15 protein-coding genes are annotated in these 19,190 nt (G+C 45.6%); 8 read left to right on the top strand and 7 right to left on the bottom strand.

Features of this window, described 5'->3' with window-relative positions:
- Positions 1-53: 53 nt before the first annotated feature.
- Both F3I09_RS29520 and F3I09_RS29525 read left to right on the top strand, forming a co-directional pair.
- Positions 54-359, top strand: coding sequence for a hypothetical protein (locus F3I09_RS29520; RefSeq protein ID WP_149698652.1), 306 nt, complete (start codon positions 54-56; stop codon positions 357-359).
- Positions 360-401: 42 nt separating this feature from the next.
- Positions 402-710 carry a hypothetical protein gene (locus tag F3I09_RS29525; RefSeq protein WP_149698653.1) on the top strand — a complete coding sequence of 103 codons (309 nt, stop codon included), beginning with the start codon at positions 402-404 and terminating at the stop codon, positions 708-710.
- Between the two features lie 70 nt (positions 711-780).
- Here F3I09_RS29525 and F3I09_RS29530 read toward each other — a convergent pair whose 3' ends face one another.
- Positions 781-3,234: a glycosyl hydrolase family 8 gene (locus F3I09_RS29530; protein WP_149698654.1), complete on the bottom strand. Its 2,454-nt coding sequence runs from the start codon at positions 3,232-3,234 to the stop codon at positions 781-783.
- A gap of 251 nt (positions 3,235-3,485) precedes the next feature.
- Between F3I09_RS29530 and F3I09_RS29535 the strand changes: the two genes are divergently transcribed.
- Positions 3,486-4,250: an MBL fold metallo-hydrolase gene (locus tag F3I09_RS29535; RefSeq protein WP_223233431.1), complete on the top strand. Its 765-nt coding sequence runs from the start codon at positions 3,486-3,488 to the stop codon at positions 4,248-4,250.
- Positions 4,251-4,432: 182 nt separating this feature from the next.
- Positions 4,433-5,218, top strand: coding sequence for an alpha/beta hydrolase (locus F3I09_RS29540; protein WP_149698655.1), 786 nt, complete (start codon positions 4,433-4,435; stop codon positions 5,216-5,218).
- A 91-nt stretch (positions 5,219-5,309) separates the two neighbouring features.
- Here the strand turns inward: F3I09_RS29540 and F3I09_RS29545 are convergent, their stop codons facing one another.
- The 6 genes from F3I09_RS29545 to F3I09_RS29570 form a co-directional block, all read right to left on the bottom strand.
- Positions 5,310-6,188 (bottom strand): AraC family transcriptional regulator, encoded by an 879-nt coding sequence (locus tag F3I09_RS29545; RefSeq protein ID WP_149698656.1) that lies wholly within the window; start codon positions 6,186-6,188, stop codon positions 5,310-5,312.
- Between the two features lie 11 nt (positions 6,189-6,199).
- Entirely contained in the window at positions 6,200-6,964 is a 765-nt protein-coding gene (locus F3I09_RS29550; RefSeq protein WP_149698657.1) for a LytTR family DNA-binding domain-containing protein, read from the bottom strand.
- Complete coding sequence (locus F3I09_RS29555) at positions 6,945-7,964, bottom strand: sensor histidine kinase (protein WP_149698658.1); 1,020 nt, start codon at positions 7,962-7,964, stop codon at positions 6,945-6,947. The genes F3I09_RS29550 and F3I09_RS29555 overlap by 20 nt, the downstream gene beginning before the upstream one ends.
- A gap of 252 nt (positions 7,965-8,216) precedes the next feature.
- On the bottom strand, positions 8,217-9,371 hold the full coding sequence (locus F3I09_RS29560) for a DUF3095 domain-containing protein (protein ID WP_149698659.1): 1,155 nt from the start codon (positions 9,369-9,371) through the stop codon (positions 8,217-8,219).
- A 25-nt stretch (positions 9,372-9,396) separates the two neighbouring features.
- The gene (locus tag F3I09_RS29565; protein WP_149698660.1) at positions 9,397-10,107 is read right to left on the bottom strand and encodes a hypothetical protein; all 711 of its coding nucleotides are present in this window, start codon (positions 10,105-10,107) and stop codon (positions 9,397-9,399) included.
- A gap of 592 nt (positions 10,108-10,699) precedes the next feature.
- Positions 10,700-10,990, bottom strand: coding sequence for a hypothetical protein (locus F3I09_RS29570; RefSeq protein ID WP_149698661.1), 291 nt, complete (start codon positions 10,988-10,990; stop codon positions 10,700-10,702).
- 362 nt (positions 10,991-11,352) lie between these two features.
- Here F3I09_RS29570 and F3I09_RS29575 point away from each other — a divergent pair, with 362 nt between their 5' ends.
- The 4 genes from F3I09_RS29575 to F3I09_RS29590 all read left to right on the top strand — a co-directional run bounded on the left by F3I09_RS29575 (position 11,353) and on the right by F3I09_RS29590 (position 19,189).
- On the top strand, positions 11,353-11,913 hold the full coding sequence (locus tag F3I09_RS29575; protein WP_149698662.1) for a hypothetical protein: 561 nt from the start codon (positions 11,353-11,355) through the stop codon (positions 11,911-11,913).
- A gap of 146 nt (positions 11,914-12,059) precedes the next feature.
- On the top strand, positions 12,060-12,572 hold the full coding sequence (locus F3I09_RS29580) for a RidA family protein (RefSeq protein WP_149698663.1): 513 nt from the start codon (positions 12,060-12,062) through the stop codon (positions 12,570-12,572).
- 163 nt (positions 12,573-12,735) lie between these two features.
- Positions 12,736-14,919: a beta-1,3-glucanase family protein gene (locus F3I09_RS29585; RefSeq protein WP_149698664.1), complete on the top strand. Its 2,184-nt coding sequence runs from the start codon at positions 12,736-12,738 to the stop codon at positions 14,917-14,919.
- A 202-nt stretch (positions 14,920-15,121) separates the two neighbouring features.
- Complete coding sequence (locus tag F3I09_RS29590; RefSeq protein WP_149698665.1) at positions 15,122-19,189, top strand: two-component regulator propeller domain-containing protein; 4,068 nt, start codon at positions 15,122-15,124, stop codon at positions 19,187-19,189.
- Position 19,190: the final 1 nt, after the last annotated feature.

The raw sequence follows: 19,190 nt of genomic DNA on the forward strand, positions 1-19,190 counted from the left end.
TATTTTAGATAAAATACTAGTGATAGTAGCTATATTGAGTATAAATAAAACCTATGAAATTGAATTTAGATCTTCCTGCCTTAAAAAAACAGGCACTTATTTTTACTCCTGCTGTAATTATAGCAAGCGTATCTGTGATGGTACTCATTGTTCTGCTTGTCTTAATGGTGCTTGGCGAAGATATGGGAAATGGTGTCTATGTACTTTTGCTGTTTATACCCTGTGCAATTGGTGCGTTATTATTAGATGTCTTTCTTCGGATATTATTCCGGAAAGACGTGAAATATAAAGCGCTATACATGTGGGTGATAGAAATAGTGGCAATGGTGGTGGGCGGTTACATTATTCTACGGGCATAATAAGTGTTACTCATCTTCTATATTTAATTTAAATCAATACCTGTGGACGCTGATACTACACCTAACAGGAACTGGGCATATATTTTTTCACCCTGCGTAGTTTTAGCCATTATATCCGTGGTGATTGCAGGCATTTATACACTGGCCCCGGCAGCACGCAGTGAAGAAGGCGCATATATGATCTTAGCAATCCTGTTTCTCTTGCCTTGCTCAATTATTTCGTTATTGATAGATCAAATTGTCAGATTTTGCCTGACGGAGGTGAAAAAGAAAGCGCAATACATCTGGGTGATAGAAGTGATGTTGATAGTCTTTGTGTTTGCCCTTTTCTTTTTTTTGTTCGGTCTCTAAAAGTATTTAATCCATAAAGAAGCCGGCTCAATTAACAAGAGCCGGCTTTCTTTTTGTTGCTTAATGAGGTTTAGTTTTTGATAACCTTCTTAGTCGTTACTATACCATTATGGATCAGTTTAACAATATATACTCCCGCAGGCAGGTGGCTTGCAGAGACTGATCTGTTATAACTACCAGCAGAAAGATGCTCTCTGAATATCGCCGCTACCTGTTTACCATTGATATCATATATCACCAGGGCTGTTACACCAGCATCTTTCAATGTGAATGCAACATTAGCATTGGTGGCGAATGGTGTTGGATAGATGCTGAACTGCGTAGTTGACGGCTTTTCAGACGCAACCGCCGCTATTTTCGCGGCTGCAGGAGCAGTGGCGGTAACCAGTAACTGAGGCGCATTAGACCCTGTTTCTTTTGAGTTAAATACGATCCTCGGCGTACTGATAGTACTGTTGATCAATGCCAGTGAGATAGCGTTACGGCCTGCAGCTTTTTCGCTGTTCACATAAGCTGTGATATCCCAGTTGTAATACCTGGCAGTGCTATCAGGGATTGTTACGGAACCTAATGAACTACCGGTAGCTGGTTTGTTGTTCCAGGTAAGGCCGGCTTCTGTCCAGGTGGTGTTGGCCACTGAATATACACCCACAGGAATGTTAGTTGACCTGATATCTTCCAGTTTGCCATACACTTTTAATACTGCACTGGTAATAGTACCACTCACACTACTCAGGTCAAAACCGATATAGGTCTGCCTGTCATAACCGGTAGTTTCAGCCGTATTCAGCTTGGTGGACAGGATAGAAGGATCTGTACTGCCATAAGCCGTTGCAGCGTAATCACCATTTCTTATATAAGCGTCTTTCGTTGCGGTTAATGTAGTAGTAGTTGTAGTTGAAGACTGACCAGTCCTGACCTTTATTTCAGTAATACTGTTCCATGCATTCACGGTGTTGCCATGTCCCAGGATCCGTACATATTTGGCAGACCTGGCTGCGAATGTAAAGGTTTCCAGTGCGGTACTGGTACCACTGCTACGAAGGCCGGTGGCCGCTGATGTCCATGCACTGCCGTCGGTGCTGGTCAGGATATCAAATATCGCACTTCTTGTATCGCCGCTGTAGAAAGCCATATCAACTCCACTTACGTTAGCCGCTGTACCGAGACAGAGTTGTATATACTGACCATCGCCACTGGCAGACCAACGGGTATTAAAGTCGTTGTCCAGTACATTGGCCGCTACATTACCATCGTCGCTGCTGGCGCTTGCAGGCTCACATGTTGGCGGTGGCGGTGTAGTACCAGCTTCCGGTTTCCACCAGTTGCCTGAGATGAACAACTGACATAACAGGCTGTAAGAATCGCTGTAATAACCGGATTTAGCCGTCTTGAGGAAGTTCCATCCACTGTTCACGAAAGCCTGGTTGCTGCTGTTCGCTACAGCTGCCGCTATAAATGGTGCTACGAACACCGCTTCAGGATCGCTGCCGGAAACGGTACCATTCAGCTGGTAACCATCTTTAACATTCGCAGGATTACCGCCTGTTTTACCAATGATCCAGGTAGCGATCTTGTTGGAAATACTCTGGGCATTGGTATTGCCATACAGGGCATAGTCCATTACCACACGTAAAGGTACGCGGCAGGCATTGTAGTTATATTCGTTTGTCTGCGGACCTTCATCAATGAAATCTTTCGGTGCCGGCTCCGGAGGATTCTTCACCACAAAATCAGAGATAAGCCCGGTAGAAGGAGAGTAGGTAGCGCTGAACTGATTGTACACTGCATACAGGTTGTTGATCAGGTTCAGCCAGGTAGCATCGCCGGTCTCCTGGTAGAAGGCGCGCATATGGCTTAACATCCAGTCGGAAGGACGGGTATTCAGCGCGCTTTTGGCGTCCCAGTCACCCAGGTTCAGGCGGTTGGTAGAAGTGACATTGGCTGCTTTTAAGCCATTGGTGATCATCTTCTTTGCTTCATTGAGATAGTTGATAGTACCATTGGAGCCCCACTGATAATGCGCCAGGATCAGCGAATAGGCGATATCAATATCACCGTCTGTAGCGGAATCAAAATGACCCTGGGCGCCCGATGCATCTGCAACCACCCATCCCATCAGGTTGGTGTTGATGCCGCTGTGGAAGGCACGGGCAGTTTTGTACAATCCGTCATAAATAGTTTTTGCGTTAGGGTCATAACCAGCCATCAGGGCGGTGATCACCATGCCATAGCCATGTCCTTCAGAGGTGCCTAGTGGTACAAAACCTTCAGCATCCCCGCTGATCTCTCCTCTTACATAATAACCTCCCGGGAGGGATGCAAGATTGTTTTTCAGGTACTTTGATTTCCAGTAATCATAGTAGCTGGCTACACTGGCATTCATGGCTGCCTGCGTAACGTTGTTCGGTTTGATACAGTTCGGATAGGATACTGCCTGTGGGAAAGGTTTGTTCTGTGCTTGCACAAGAAGGCTGGTAACACACAAGGTGCTGGTTACCAGTAATGAATAAAATTTAGTCATATACGGTCAATTTTAAGGGTGCGGTTTTTCCTGTTTTACAGGTTATTTTGAGTTTTTGTAATGGCTTATGCAAACGATTGCTAAAGTAAGAATAAGTACAATATAAATGAGCAAATTTATTTAAGTAAGTAGCAGGCATCCTGCAATTTTACTGCTCTGTTTTCCCTTAGTGGGCATGACCTTGTTGGCTAAGGTGTTGATAAAGATTAAATTTATCATCCGAAAGCTATCTTATCATCAATCTAATATTTATGACTATGAGACTAGGGATACTATTATTATGCTTCGCCGCTCTTACCGGAAGCGTGAACGCTCAGATCAGCGCGCCAGATACTTTAAAAACCGCAAAAGGCTCCCTGGTGATTCAGCCGGTGGAACATGCCAGCCTGGTACTCTCTATAGCCGGTACTGTTATCTATACAGATCCTGCGGGTAAAACAAGCCATTTTAGGGGGCTGGCAGCACCGGACATCATCCTCATCACAGATATACATGGAGACCACTTCGATTCGGCCGCTATTGCCTCTCTAAAGACCAATAATACCCGTCTGATCGTGCCGCAGGCAGTGGCCGATAAATTGCCGGCTTCCTATAAACCCATGGTGACCGTATTAAAGAACTTTGGGGTTACTACTCAAAACGGTATTACCATTAATGCCATTCCCATGTATAACCTCCCGGAAACACCCGATTCCAAACATCCGAAGGGTAGGGGGAATGGATATATAGTGAGCGTAGGCGGTACACGCATCTATATATCCGGCGATACACAGGGCATTCCTGAAATGCGTTCACTCAGAAATATCAATGTGGCCTTCGTTTGTATGAACCTGCCTTATACTATGGACGTAAAAGAAGCGGCAGACGCTGTACTGGCCTTTAAACCCAGGATCGTTTATCCATACCACTACCGCGGTGCAAAGGGCTTAAGTGATGTGAATGCCTTTAAAGAGAAAGTGAATACAGGGAATAAGAATATAGAAGTCCGCCTGCGCAACTGGTATCCACAGCAGTAGAGCGGGTTTGAGCCAAAATGATGATATAAAGCCGGCATCATATGCCGGCTTTTTTTGTGCCCCTGGGAAAAATGTCCATCAGGTTGGGAATTACTGTCATTCTCCACGGAGCCATTTTGAACCATCTTTGTATCACAAAACGAAACATAAACACGAAAACAAAACGTAAAAATATACACACAATGAAAACAACATCAACTTCAAAATGGCAGTTAAAGCGTTCTTTATTTACTGCATTTATGCTGATCTTAAGTCTCTTTTCCGTATCAGCTTTTGCACAGAAAAAGACCGCTAAAAACATCGTACTGGTACATGGTGCTTTCGTAGACGGCTCCGGCTGGAAAAAGGTACACGACATCTTAGTGAAAAAAGGCTATAAAGTGACGATCGTGCAATATCCGCTCACTTCCCTGGCAGAAGACGTTGCAGCTACCAAACGTATACTGGACAGGCAGGATGGTCCCACTGTACTGGTAGGTCATTCCTGGGGCGGTACTATCATCACGGAAGCAGGCGCCCATCCTAACGTAGCATCCCTGGTATATGTAGCTGCTTTCCAGCCTGACAAAGGTGAGAATACGCTCCAATGGGCTACATCACTGCCTGGCGCTCCTGAAGCTGGCATACTGCCTCCCGATGAAAAAGGATTTCTCTACTATGATATCGCGAAGTTCCATGCTGGTTTTGCCGCAGACCTGAGCAAAGAAGAATCTGACTTTATGGCCGCATCACAGGCGCCCATCTTTGGAGCAAGTTTTACAGTGCCTGTAGCTGAAGCTGCATGGAAAACAAAACCAGCCTATGCTGTGGTAGCTACAGAAGATAAAGCCATCGTTCCGGACATTCAGCGCAATATGTACAAACGTGGTGGTGATAAGATAACAGAAGTAAAAGGTAGTCACGCGGTATTTATTTCACAACCCGAAGCAGTTGCGAAAGTGATCATAGCTGCGGCTGAAGGTAAATAGTTTTTGGAAGACCAGATCCGAGATATAACCAATAGAATGGACAACAAATGAAAACAGGGCCGTAAATGGCCCTGTTCCTTTTTTTATAAACTCAGCTCCACGCTTTTTTCAGCGAATTCCTGTAAGCCTGCGGAGAAGTGTTGATCGCATTTTTGAAATACCTGCTGAAATGATATTCATCTTTAAAACCAAGATCATACGAGATCTCTTTAATGGGTTTGGACGTCAGATACAGTTCCCGCTTTGCCTCCACTATGATCCTTTCCGTGATCATGTCGGTTGGAGTTCTGCCATGATACTCCCTGACAATTTTCCCAAGGTTTTTGACGGTCATATTTAACAGCTCAGCATACTCACCGGCACTGTGTTTCTCCCGGAAATGTTTGTCAATATAGGCTTTGAATTGCAGCAGTGCATCCGATTCGCCTGCGTGTTCCATAACTGGCGGTTTAACGTGGTCCTGCGATACCTTTATCCTGGTTACATTGATCAGCAATATCTTCAGATAAGAGATCAGCAGATCGTGTTGTGCAAGCCCTGCCACCTGCAACTCATTTTCCACCTGGGTAATCAGCAGCCGGATGGTAGGCGCTTCATCAGGAGGAATATTTACCAACGGCGTCTGATTGATATTATTAAAGAGAATGCCATCACAGGCCACTTCCTTATGATGTTTGATAACACAGAAAAAGTCATGATGGAAATTCAGCATCACGCCTTTCATACGCTCTCCACTGATCATAAAAGGCTGACCGGGGGCAAAGAAGAGCATCGATCCTGCCGAGATATTATACTCGGTGAAATCTGCCTTCAGGAGCCCTTCTCCCTCAAAAAGCCATATGATGGAAAAGTATGGTACCCGTTGTAGTTCTTTAAAATACGCGTTGTCATCGAAATGGATCATTCTGAAACCCATGCTGCCGTCAACAGGGTTCTTTATCTCAAAAGCTGGTGTCGTTGTTGTTGCCATATGTTGTAAGCTTACCTGTTCTCAAGCCAGGACAGGAACATCTGTACTTTTTCCTTATTGATTAATAATTTTTCAGGTGTTGGAATAACCAGGTTAACCAGCAGTTTCCTCGCAAAATAATGTTCCACGTCTTTTATCGCCTTAAAATTAACCAGGTATTGCCTGTTAAGACGGAAGAACTGATCCGGCGACAACATACCATAGACCTGGTCGAGCGACTGATTGATCGAATATTCCTCCAGCTCAAAAGTCTTGATAATAGTTGCTTCATGCCTGATGTAAAAAAAAGCAATGGCTTCTGTAGAGATGTTGACGTACTTATTATTTTTGAAGACCAGAAAATTCTTCTTACCTGCAGGCGCCGATACCTTTGCCAGCAGATCATTCAGCTGGGGAACGGCGGTATTCTGCTGGAAAAAGTTCTTCAGCTCATCCACTTTTGTGAACGCAGCAATGATATCCTCTTTGGAAAATGGCTTCAGCACATAGTCCACACCGTTCGCTTTAAATGCATCCAGTGTATAGTCTTCGAACGCAGTACAAAATACTACAGGACATGAAATCTTGACTGCCTTAAAGATATTAAAACAGAGCCCGTCAGACAGCTGGATATCCATAAAGATCAGGTCCGGCTGTTCGTTTTCAGAAAGATATTTAACGCTGGATGAGACGCTTTGCAGTTGTGCTACTATTTTGGCCTCCGGTTTAATCTTCATGATCAATGCCGCCAGCGAAGCAGCAGCTTTGATCTCGTCTTCAATAATGAGTATATTCATGGATCACTGGGAGTTTTACCTTAAATATTTTATCGTCTGATTCAATGATTATTTCTTTTTCCAGGAGATGATTATATCTTTCACTGATGTTATTCAACCCCACTTTCATCGAAGCACCCTGGTCCATTTTAAGCTGCACAGCATTCTCAACGATAATGACATCCTTTTCAGAATAAAGCCTGATCTCCAGCGGTTGCTCCAGCGATACAATATTATGTTTGATGCAATTCTCGATCAACAGCTGTAGGGTGAACGGCGGGATCAGTGACTGAAGATAAGCAGGATCAATGGTATTGGTCAGATGAATACCATCTTCAAACCGTGCTTTCAGCAGGAACATATATGCGGAGAGGATCTTCAATTCTTCCGACAGTTGGATCAGGTCCAGCTTGCGGCTCTCCAGTGTGAAGCGGTAGAATTCAGAAAGCTTTAACACGAAATCGACAGACTGTTTATCGTCGGCCTCTATCATCGTTTTCAGGGTATTGAGACTGTTGAACAGGAAATGAGGATTTATCTGTTGCTTGAGCAGCTCGTACTGAGCGCCGAGATTGTCTGAACGGGAACGCTCCAGTTCTATACTCATCTGCTGGTTCTGGTAGTTCTGATACAGCAGATGCAGGATCATATAAAATCCGAGATTGATCATAATGCCTCTTACTTCCACCATCAGCATCACCGGACCAAAATTCAAATGAGAAAGCAACCACTGTTGACAATAGGCCAGCAGTAACATGACGCCGATTCCGAATACAAGGCTGGTGAGCAGCCGGGAGACTGACAAACCGCGGTTGATATCCCGCCTGGAATAGGTAGGCAGGGTATAAATATTGTAATACCATACAAAGATGGAAAAGAGAAATGTAATCGCCGAATTGACAAGGGCTTCAGGCGCGCTAAATGGCCGCTCCGCAATTTTAGGAACAGAGGCAATGATCCCAAGAAAGAGGGAACTGCACCAGATGATCCAGGGAGACACTTTGAATGTTTTCTTATTCATCACACGTTATTGCTTTATAGAAATACTAAGGCCATTGGGCCAAAGATATAGTTAATTCTTTCCGCTTGTTTATAAATTTATATACCTATTGATGTCTCCAATCGCGTTTCTGTTGACACTTTTATCGCTAATGACAGGGTGAGGGCGTCATGTAAAACTATAACGATGTTAGCCCTAAGAACAGGATGAACCGGGTTAAGCAGGCAGATTAAGGGGGGAAGTGGACATTTGCGTCCTTCAAAGAAAGCAGGTCTATGCCTTCCGGCATTTCAGTTTCAGCACCCCGGCAGCGTTTGTATACCCTCCGCCGGCGCCATCTACAAAGTGAATATGGTCGTCTTTCATATCGCGAACATAACAGGACATCACAGATTCCTTGCTGACATAACAGGCATAGAAGATCTCTCCAGCCTGTTCCAGCCTGTTCAGTTTTTCTTCGAGGAGTAAACGTTGTAACTCTGTACCGGTAATGACAGTATTGATCTTACCATCTATTACAAGGGTATCTGACATTTCTACCAGCCGTGTGAGATAAGTCCGGCCTGGTTTGGTCTGAAAGTAGATATAGCCAAGTGTGGTGGTGAGCCAGGTCTGTATGAGTGAAAAGACCTTCATGCGGCCAAACCTGATGCGTATTTCTGAGCCCAGTTTGGTAAAGGATGCTTTGAGCCTGAGCTTTGATATAGAGATAGGTTGTCTTTTTTCGGGGGCGCCATAGATTTCATCAATGTAGGTGATGACTTTCTGAAATGCTACGGATTGCTTTGCGTCATCGGTTGCAAGGACAATCAGGCTGACTACTTCATAGTTGTTTTCCGGTGGTTTGATCCTGTCCCAGCGGCATTGCATCCCACTAAGGTCTAATTCATTTTCACCGGGAGCCAGGCCAGGAAAGAGGTAATCGTCTCCTTTTATCAGTTTTTCGGCATAACTGAGACCGTTTCCTAACAGGATGGGAATGGTGAAATTGCCGGAGCTGGTGAACTTAGTGATCCTGAGTGCATGTCCGCGCGCGTAGATATCTCTGACGTCCACCGTGCCTGCACGCAATTCAATATTGAAATTTTCCAGGGTATTATGTCTGTATAGCAGCAGCGCTCCCATAGCGGCGTCTTTCACAGTGGGAGGAACAATGAAAGAAGCACCGTCCCCTCCGAAGAAGAAAGGGACGGTGATATTGGCTTTAAAACAGATGTTCAATACTGCAACGATGCTTCCGGTGGCAATCTGGTTGACGGTTTCGTGCAAACCTTTTTGTACTACGGCCGTAGAGCCTTTAATATCTGTTACAATAACGTGCCAGTTGTCTGGAACCTGGTAGAATAAATGTTCTTCCGTCAACAGTTCACTGAGTGGAATACGATTGACCGGTAATCTGGAGTAGAACAGATCGTTATTTGCTGACATAGTCCATTACCCCTTTAGCAGGGAATTAAAAGTGTAGTCTGAATTCAACATTCAGCGCCGGACCTGACTTACTATCCTTTACTTTGGTGCCGGGAACCTCATTGCCGTTTGCATGAAGCGTTGTTGTCTGCTGCAGGGAAGACACCAGGATCTGTGCACCAAAGCTTGCTTTTTCCGGTATTACTTCAAAGAAGGGACCGATACCTGCCAGCTGGCAGAAAGCATGCCCTTTTATTTTGACATACTGTTCCGGCGCGCCCGGCTGGGATGTCATTGATTTCACGCTGATAGGTCCCCAGGTGGCACCTACTATCGGCGCTAAGAAAACTGTTTTTGAGAGCGGGATCATGTACTGTACGATAGGACCGACCAGCAAACTGATGCCCCGGGTATATATACCCTTGCTCTTTTTGTCAGAGATGCTGATCCCGGCCGTTAAGCTGACCCCTACAGAAAATTTGTCAAAAAAGTGATATCCCCCTTTGGCGGATAACTGGGCTGCCGTGCCAATATATTGCCCCATTGGCGCTACGGAGCCAGTCAGGCCCAGACCGCCGCCGATCCAATAGTCACCCTTGTTGATCTTTAGCGTATAGGCTTTCTTTTTAGCCGGAGCTTTGGTTACATCAAGAGTCTGCGCTGAACAAGTGGTAAATGGCGTCAGGGCAATAATCAGAGGTAATAGGACAAAAAGCAACACGGCTTTTGCAGGCATTAGTCGTTGTTTGTTTTTCATGAAGGAAATTTATTTGGTTGTAAAAATGTGAGACATATACTGTTCCTTGTCATCAGAGGAAGTACTGTTGGTAAGCAGTTGTATGTTTTCGCATCATAGCATATCATTCACGTATATCTTGATATTTGTTAATGTGAATAAAGTGGTGATCTGCCGGAAAGGGACGTGAAAGCATATACTTCACATGAACTTGAATATTTGGTTGATAACTGATGGCCTGGGGCTTGTTTTTGTTTTAACTCCTTTTGCTACATTACTGTAAGCAAATGTAGTAACTTATTGGGAAAAGTAAAGCCTTTTGAGTATAGATATTGGAAAATCGGTTGCAATCCGGGCGGGTAGGACAAATAAGGAAAGTTAACATGTGAAGGTGCTGAAATTGCTTTTTTTACACTTAAGCTGCCCGGGTACTGTAGAAAATGTGTATACGTTATCTTTTGCGGGACCTATGAAAGAGAAGCGTGTATTGGTTTCAGTTGGCCCTATTACAAGCAGGAAATCCATTACAATAAAAAAATGGTTGCGCTAATAACCGGCAATCCTGATTTATTTAAAAGTATAATCTGAAGATATGTAGAAGGCCTGGCCCGGATTAATTATTCTCCAGGTAATCTTTAATAGCAGAATGGTATACCGTACTGCCAGGTCTTACTTTATAAGCAACCTTCTTCGCCGGGTCACTAATAATACTCTTTGCATATTCAACCGCATGCATAAATCTATCCTTATACGTGAGCTGTAATGCTGAGGGGACAACATTGCTCATGTCAGGGTATTTACTGATAAACGTTTTGTCTCCGCGTTTTTTCAGTACGAAGTCTTTATTTATTTTTCCACGGCTTATCTTTAAGCCGTTCCATAAATGATTGTTTGTTCTTGCCATATTTTTTTCTATAAAATTAGGGCTTTTTTCATTGCGGTTTTTACGCATTCTGAACTTGAAAAGACATGGAATTGATGCCGATTTAAACACGATTTAACAATGTTTCTCCTATGTCTATCTTACGTTCATCTTACGTCTTTGAACATAGGATGAACGTAAGATAGACATAGGAGAAACATTGTTTGTACGAATTTATATCATTATCAGATGGGGGAAATAGTAGTTTCTATTTAGTCTGTAAGGGCTTGTTTTTCGTATCTTTGTATAGACAAAAGATGATAGGTTAACTCCCGCCAATGGGCATTATTGCTACATACAGTTACTGTTCCATCTTTCATTATTCATCTTTAAATACTTTAACAATGGCTTATGTAAAACAAAACATGTTCATGGACGGAGTGTCAGGGAGCATCGAAGGAATGACACTTCGAGTAAGAAAAGGGAAAACAGTTATAACCGCCCACTGCGGACCTGTCAAAACGCCGCCGACAGATCAGCAGTTGGTCGCCCGCGGGAAATTCGAAGATGCTACAGCATATGCGAAAGAAGCAATGACTGATCCTGAAAAAAAACTGATGTATGCAGCTGTTGCAAAAAAAAATCAGACTGCGTATAATGCTGCCTTTCAGGATGCTGCCAAAGCTCCTAAGATCGTACTTATTGACACGGAAAAGTATAGAGGAGAAGAGGGAAATGTCATTACTATTGCCGTCAGGGATATTGTTCGTGCGGAATCTGTAAAAGTCCGTATCCTCTCAGCTTCAGGAACTGAACTTGAACAGGGCGACGCTGTTGCGGGGAAGGGCATTTCGGGCTGGCATTATACATCTGTTGCTGTCAATCCGGCATTACGGGGTACGCATATACTGATTACAGCAACAGATCTGCCGGGTAATATTACCGAGGCTGAAAAAGTGCTTTAGCCATATGGACAAAACATCCATCCTGAAGTGTCAAAATGCCATTTTACCGGTTCCTGTGTTATGCTACTTTTGTGCTGGCAACAGGGCTCACTAGATGAGCAACCCGTTTTATCATTAAGTTAAATTAAACCTTAATCATTCAACACATGAAAGTATTGATGTTATTCATATCGCTGTTGATAAGCTCAATAGCATTTGCACAAACACCAGAGGAGAAACTGGCAGCATTAAAGATCACATTGCCGGAAGTACCGCCTGCCATTGGCAGTTATGTGGATGTACGGAGGGTAGGTAATCTGCTCTATTTATCCGGCAAGGGGCCTCGTAGTGCCAATGGTGAATACACAACCGGCAAGCTGGGGCAGGAGCTGAGCATACAACAGGGTTATGAGGCTGCAAGACTAACAGCTATCAACCAACTGGCAGTGTTGAAAAAGGAACTGGGCAGCCTGAATAAGGTGAAGCAGATCGTGAAAGTAAATGGTTATGTGAATTGTACTGCAGCCTTTTCCGATCAGCCTAAAGTGATAAATGGCTTTTCTGATCTGTTGATACAGGTATTTGGGGAATCAGGCAGGCATGCACGTACTGCGCTGGGTACCAATGCCCTACCCCTGAACATGGCTGTGGAGGTGGAGATGATTGTGGAAGTGGAGTAGTGAAAGGAATTGTATAAAACAATGGTGGATTATGTTGACAGAAATATATCATTGTTTGTGAAGGAATAAGATGGGCTTTATGAGTAGAGTGTTGTGTAGAAGGCAACTTACCGGATAATTAAGTTAAATTTGCATAACACTGTTAATTTAAAACCCATAATCTATGAAAACCAGATCTTTCTTTTCCCTCGTCGGGATGTTATGTCTTCGCACTACCCTCCTGCTGACATTAACATTTGCAACTGCGGACGCAGTGCTGGCTCAGGCCACAGTACCCTTCACATTACAAAACAACTCATCGTACGCCGATGGGAATATCTATGTAGCCGTTGTTGGAATTGTCAACGGCAATCATGTATGGATCAATCCGAAAACCAGTGCCGTCAACCTGATGAGCGTGTCCAACAACACAGTACCCGGACCGGTCATCAACGGAAATATGGGACCGGGAAACAACGGGTTATATGCTAACTGTTTTGCTAAGCTTAGCGAGATCCCCAACAAGATTATCAACATTCCCGGTATTGCAGGATGTCGTATTCTGATCTCCTTCAATTCACAGCTGTATCTCTATTTCTTCGGTGCTTCCGGCGCACCGAGTGGTTACGCAGCGCCCAACCTGTCCAATCCGACAGACCCTAACCAGGGTATCCGGTTTGAGACAATCGAACTGACCAATGCCTCTAATGGTCTTTGGGTGAACACCACGCGTGTTGATAGTTATCAATACCCAATGGGGCTCGAAGCCTGGGGCAATGGTGGCTTCTATCAAAAGGTAGGCGAAGTGATGACACACTCGCAGATCCTTTCACAGTGGCAGGCTACAGCGCCAGCTGAATTTGCCGGCTGCTACGAAGCGACTAATGGCATCATCAAATTCCCTTCAAAAACAACTGCCTTCCAGCCCGGAGGCGCACAGGGAAATTATTTTGGTTCTTACATCGATGCCATCTGGTCTAAGTACAGCAGTGGCAACCTGGTATTCAATGCAGGCGATGCCGGTACCTGGAGCGGCCGCGTATCAGGAAACGTATTCACCTTTACAAGAACGTCCGATGGACAGGTGGGCACTATTTCCAATAAACCTACCAACATTGAAGTGATGGAAGGCAGCGGCGTAATGGCCTCCGGCGGACAATTTGATAAGGTGGTGCAGGCACAGATCTGTGCAGCGATCAATCGTCATGCCATTAACCTGAATCTCGCTACCGGTGCTACGCAGGACTTTGCTACTGCATCAGGGTATTATCAGACTTCCCCTTACAACTGGTATTGCAAATTCTGGCACCGCAGCGACATCAGCCTTAACAGCCTGACTTATGCGTTTTGCTATGATGATGTGTTCAATCATTCATCAACAGTCAATGCTCCTTCACCACAGCGCGTAACTATTGCTATCGGTGGTTATGCAGGCCAGACGCCAACCGGTCCGGTTATTACTTACAAGGATTGTAACTACGGAGGTACTGCAGTAGGTCTCAGTCCCGGAACGTATACGCTTAGTCAGCTGAATGCACTGGGTATCCAGAATGATGAAGTTTCTTCCATCAAAGTAACTTCAGGATATAAAGTAACTCTTTACCAGAATGACAACTTCAGTGGTTCAACACTGGTGCTGACGGGAGACGATGAATGCCTGGTGGACAATAGCTGGAACGATGTGGCGACTTCTATCAAAGTAGAATCCAATACCACTTCCACTTCAACTGTTATCCAGGCGGAGAGCTACAACTATATGGCTGGCATCGATGTAGAGGCAACAACAGATGCAGGAGGCGGTCAGAATGTGGGATGGATAGATGCAGGCGACTGGATGTCTTATGCTGTGAATATTCCTGTAACAGGTACTTACAGAGTGAGCTATCGCGTAGCCAGCCCTAATTCCAATATGTCCCTGAGACTGGAAAAAGACGCAGGCGCTACCCAACTGGGTTCTGTTGTGATACCTAATACCGGCGGCTGGCAGAACTGGACAGATGTGTCACATACGGTATCATTGCCTGCCGGAAGCTATGACATTGGTATTGCTACATCTACCGGCGGATTCAACCTTAATTACCTGACCATCACCAATGTTTCTTCCGCCAGAATAGCGATGCAGCAACAGCCTGCAGCGGAGCAAACTACGCTTGCACTGTCGCCCAATCCGGTGAAAGACCAGCTCTCCATCCGTGGTAATGATAAAGTAAGCACACTGCGTATCTATGATATCAGCGGACGTGAAGTGATGAGGGTTAAAAATCCGGGTAGTACAATTAGTGTATCGTCTCTTCATGCCGGCGTGCATATTGTTGTGATAGAGCGTAAAGACGGTAGTCAGAAGCAGGTGAAGATATTAAAACAGTAGTAGTTTCGAACAACTGTTTATTTTAAATAGAAATACCCTGCATTCCTTGTCGGAGAGAGATGCAGGGTATTTTATTTTTCCTTTAGAAAAGTAGCACGTACCAGAGAGAATATTTACTATCTTACAGATAGATGCCAACCATTACCAGCGAGCATCAGCGTCAATATAATTGTTCGGGAGACAATATCAAGCAAGAAGCGTTATGAAAAAATTGTTATACACTGGCCTGTATATCCTTTACCTTTCCTTTGTTACAGGTATTGTCCATGCTGCTCCTAATCCGCCTATTCTCCATCTTGGCATTGAACAGGGATTATCCAACAATACCGTCCGCTGTATCATCCAGGACCATTATGGTTTCATGTGGTTCGGTACCTACGATGGTCTGAACCGTTACGATGGCCAGGGATTTAAAGTGTTCCGCAGTAAACCGAGCGACTCCAGTTCGCTTGTTAATAATATCATTACCGCCATCATTGAAGACCGTCACCATTACCTATGGATCGGCACCCGTCAGGGGCTTAGTCGCTATAACCCCTTGCTGGGGAATTTTACCAGTATTGCTTATGGCCGGCCGGCTCAGAAAATAGCGACTGTGATCAGAAGTGTGGGAGCCGATAAAGACAACAATATATTTATTGGCACTGAAGGGCTGGGAATGCTGCTTTGTACGCACGGAGCTACGGTGGCTACGGCTGTTCCCCTGGTCCTCGATGGGAAGCTCACCGGTAAATATGGGGTACATAGTATCCTGACCGATGCAGAGAACCGCATCTGGGCGCTGGTGCAGAACAAGGGGCTGGCGCTGTATGACAGTACCACCCGTCAGCTGCGCCTGGTAAATACCGAACTGCCATCTGCGGCCTGTTTTGCCACAGATGGTAAAGATGTCTGGATCGGCGCCGGCGATGCTGTATATGCCTATAATATTGCCTCCCGGCAGGTGGCCAAAGTATTTGGAGGCGCGGCACAGTTGCCGGAGGTGCTTGCCCTCATGCTGACCAAAGACCGGCAACAGCTCTGGATCAGTACAGAGACGGGTAGTATTTATACCTGGAACAGGCTGAGTGGGGAGGTAAATTATATCAAATCAGGAGAGGGGAGAGATGAGCTGACAGGGGGCGCTATTCACACTATGTATGAGGACAAGGCCGCGGGCAAATGGATTGGTACGCTACGCGGCGGGATCAATATTATCGGCCTGCAGAAAAGCCGCTTTCTGACCATTCGCCGGGAGCCGGGCAACAATAATACACTCTCCGGAAATGTGATTTCCTCCTTCTATGAGACGCCCGACAGCATTCTCTGGATCGGCACCGATGGTAATGGTCTGAACCGCTGGAACCGGCATAACAACACCTTTACGGCATATGTGCACAATCCCGGGGATCCGCATTCCCTGGCCGATAATTTTATCACCTGCCTGGCCGGCGATGACCAGCAGCATGTATGGGCGGCTACTTTCACGAAAGGCATTCAGCGGTTTGATATAAAAGCACAGCAGTTTAAGCACTATGGTTGTATTAACCCAAATACCGGTGCAGAGAACAGGGTCGTATTTGTGTTGTATACCGACAGTAAGGGACAGCTCTGGGCTACCACCCTGCGTAGCACAGGTATCTATGGCGCCTTGTATCGCTACAATGCGGCTAAAGATGCTTTTGAAATGTTCGATGATAGTCTTTCCGATCTATTCTCCCTGCAGGAAGACAGCCAGGGGAATTTCTGGGGTGGCAACCTCACGCATCTGGTAAAGATCGACAGGGTGAATCACCGGCATCAGTTCTTCCCTATTGGTCATACTGTCAGGGCTATCAGGGAGGAAGGAAAGCAATATCTCTGGGTTGGTACAGAAGGCGGCGGACTATTCCTGTTCGATAAGGTAAAAGGCGCTGTCATTGCCCGTTATACTACCGACAATGGCCTGTGTAATGATGCTGTCCTGAACCTGCTCGACGATCATCATGGTAATCTCTGGGCCAGCACTTACAACGGACTGTCAAAGTTCAATATGGCTACCCGTACCTTCATCAACTATTACCAGGGGGATGGCCTGCAGAGTAACCAGTTCTTTTACAATGCAGCACAGCTACTCCGCTCCGGCGAAATGGCCTTCGGCGGTATCAAAGGTTTCAGCCTGTTCTATCCGGGCCAGATCAGGAGCGATCGTGGGCAACTGAACCTGGTGCTCACAGATATTTCCGTTAATAATTCTCCCCTGGAAAAGAATGCAAAGTTCATTGGGGAGGTAACAGATGATGCGGTTCAATCTATTGAGGTGCCTTACAATGAAGCGGTCTTCTCGTTTTCCTTTACTGCGCTGGAATACGCTTCTCCAAGGAGGATCAGCTACGCCTATTATATGGAAGGCTGGGATAAAGGGTGGAACAATGCCGGCAATGCACGCTCTGCTACCTATACCCACCTCAATGAGGGTTCCTATACCTTCCGCGTAAGATGTACCAATGCAGAGGGTATCCGGAATCCGCAGGAAATAGCGCTCAGCATTACTGTGCTGCCGCCATGGTACAGGAGCTGGTGGGCGTATCTGTTGTATACCGCTCTCTTGTCGGGCGGTGTTTACATGTATTTCCTCTATAAAATGCGTCAGAACCGTCTGAAGTATGAGATCCGCCTGGCGCATGTCAATGCACAGAAAGAAAAGGACCTGCATGAGAAAAAGCTTTCGTTCTTTACCCATATATCGCATGAATTCAGAACCCCGCTTACACTTATCATCAACCCGATCAGGGAGATGCTTTCCGCTGTGGAAGACGATAACGGACGTGAGGAGCTGAATACTGTATACCGTAATGCCCGCCGTTTATTAAGCCTGATAGATCAGCTGCTGCTGTTCCGCAAAGCAGATAGCGAGGCGGACACCCTGAAAGTGGTGCAGCTGGACTTTGCACATCTCTGTAAAGAGGTATACCTCTGTTTTATACAGCAGGCAAGGATCAAGAAGATAGACTATCGTTTCGATTGTCCTGATACACCTATTGAAATGTATGTAGACCGTGAGAAGATAGAGATCGTGCTTTTCAACCTTGTGTCGAATGCCATTAAGTTCACACCGCCTGGAGGTACAGTGGCCTTTACCGTACAGGAGAAGGATGACAGTGTACAGGTGGAGGTGTCGGATACAGGATGTGGTATTCCCCCGGAAGTGGGCGACCGCCTGTTCCATAAGTTCTACCAGGTTAAAACAGGGCAGACATCCGGAGGCTTTGGTATAGGGCTGTTTCTTGTAAAGCATTTTATAGACCGTCATGGTGGTATGGTTGCCTATGAGAGCAAGGCAGGAGAGGGCACCCGTTTCCGTACTGTCCTGCTGAAAGGGAAAACGCATTTTGGCAGTGAAACCATCTTTACTGATATCCCTGAGGAATCCATTTTCCTGCGGGAGGAACTACCGGAAGACAATGTGCCGGAAAAGAAAGAGAACAGTCTGGCGATGCTTGTCACAGAAAGGCAGTCTATATTGATCATTGATGACGATGAAGAGCTGAGGAAGTATGTGGCGCTCCTGTTTGCCGACAGTTTTACTGTGCTGGAAGCAGCAAATGGTGAGGATGGCCTAAAACTGGCGGTCGATTCCCTACCCGATGCGATCATCAGTGATATTACCATGCAGGGCATGAGCGGTCTGGATGTCTGCGAGGCTATTAAAGGCAATGCAGCCCTGAGCCATATACCGGTGATCCTGCTGACGGCTACCACCTCCTCAGACATCCAGCTGAGAGGGATCGAAAGCGGGGCGGATGATTATATTACCAAGCCGTTTGAAAAAGACCTGCTGAAGGCCCGCGTGCTGGGTATACTGAGAAAGCGTAATACCCTGCAGCAGTATTTCTATAACGAGGTCACCCTGAAAAGGAATGATCTCAAGGTATCTGTAGAGTACAAGGAATTCCTGGACCGTTGTATTAAAATCGTGGAAGCGCACCTGGATGATGAGAATTTCTCCATCCGCACCCTGGCGAGGGAGGTAGGTATGAGTCACTCGGGGCTCTATAAAAAGGTGAAATCAGTGTCCGGTCAGTCCATCAATGGTTTTATCCGTTTCATCCGTCTGCGCAAGGCGGCAGAGATCATGATCAGCACCGAGTATAATATCGGGGAGATTGCTTCCATGGTCGGCTTCAATAACATCAAATACTTCCGTCAGCACTTTAATGAGCTTTTCGGTATGCGGCCTTCCGAATATGTCAAAAAATACCGCCGTCCTTTCCATAACACCCACCATGTGAACATGAAAGGCGGTAAGTAAG

It is taken from the genome of Chitinophaga sp. CF418 (assembly GCF_900142925.1).
Lineage (GTDB): Bacteria > Bacteroidota > Bacteroidia > Chitinophagales > Chitinophagaceae > Chitinophaga.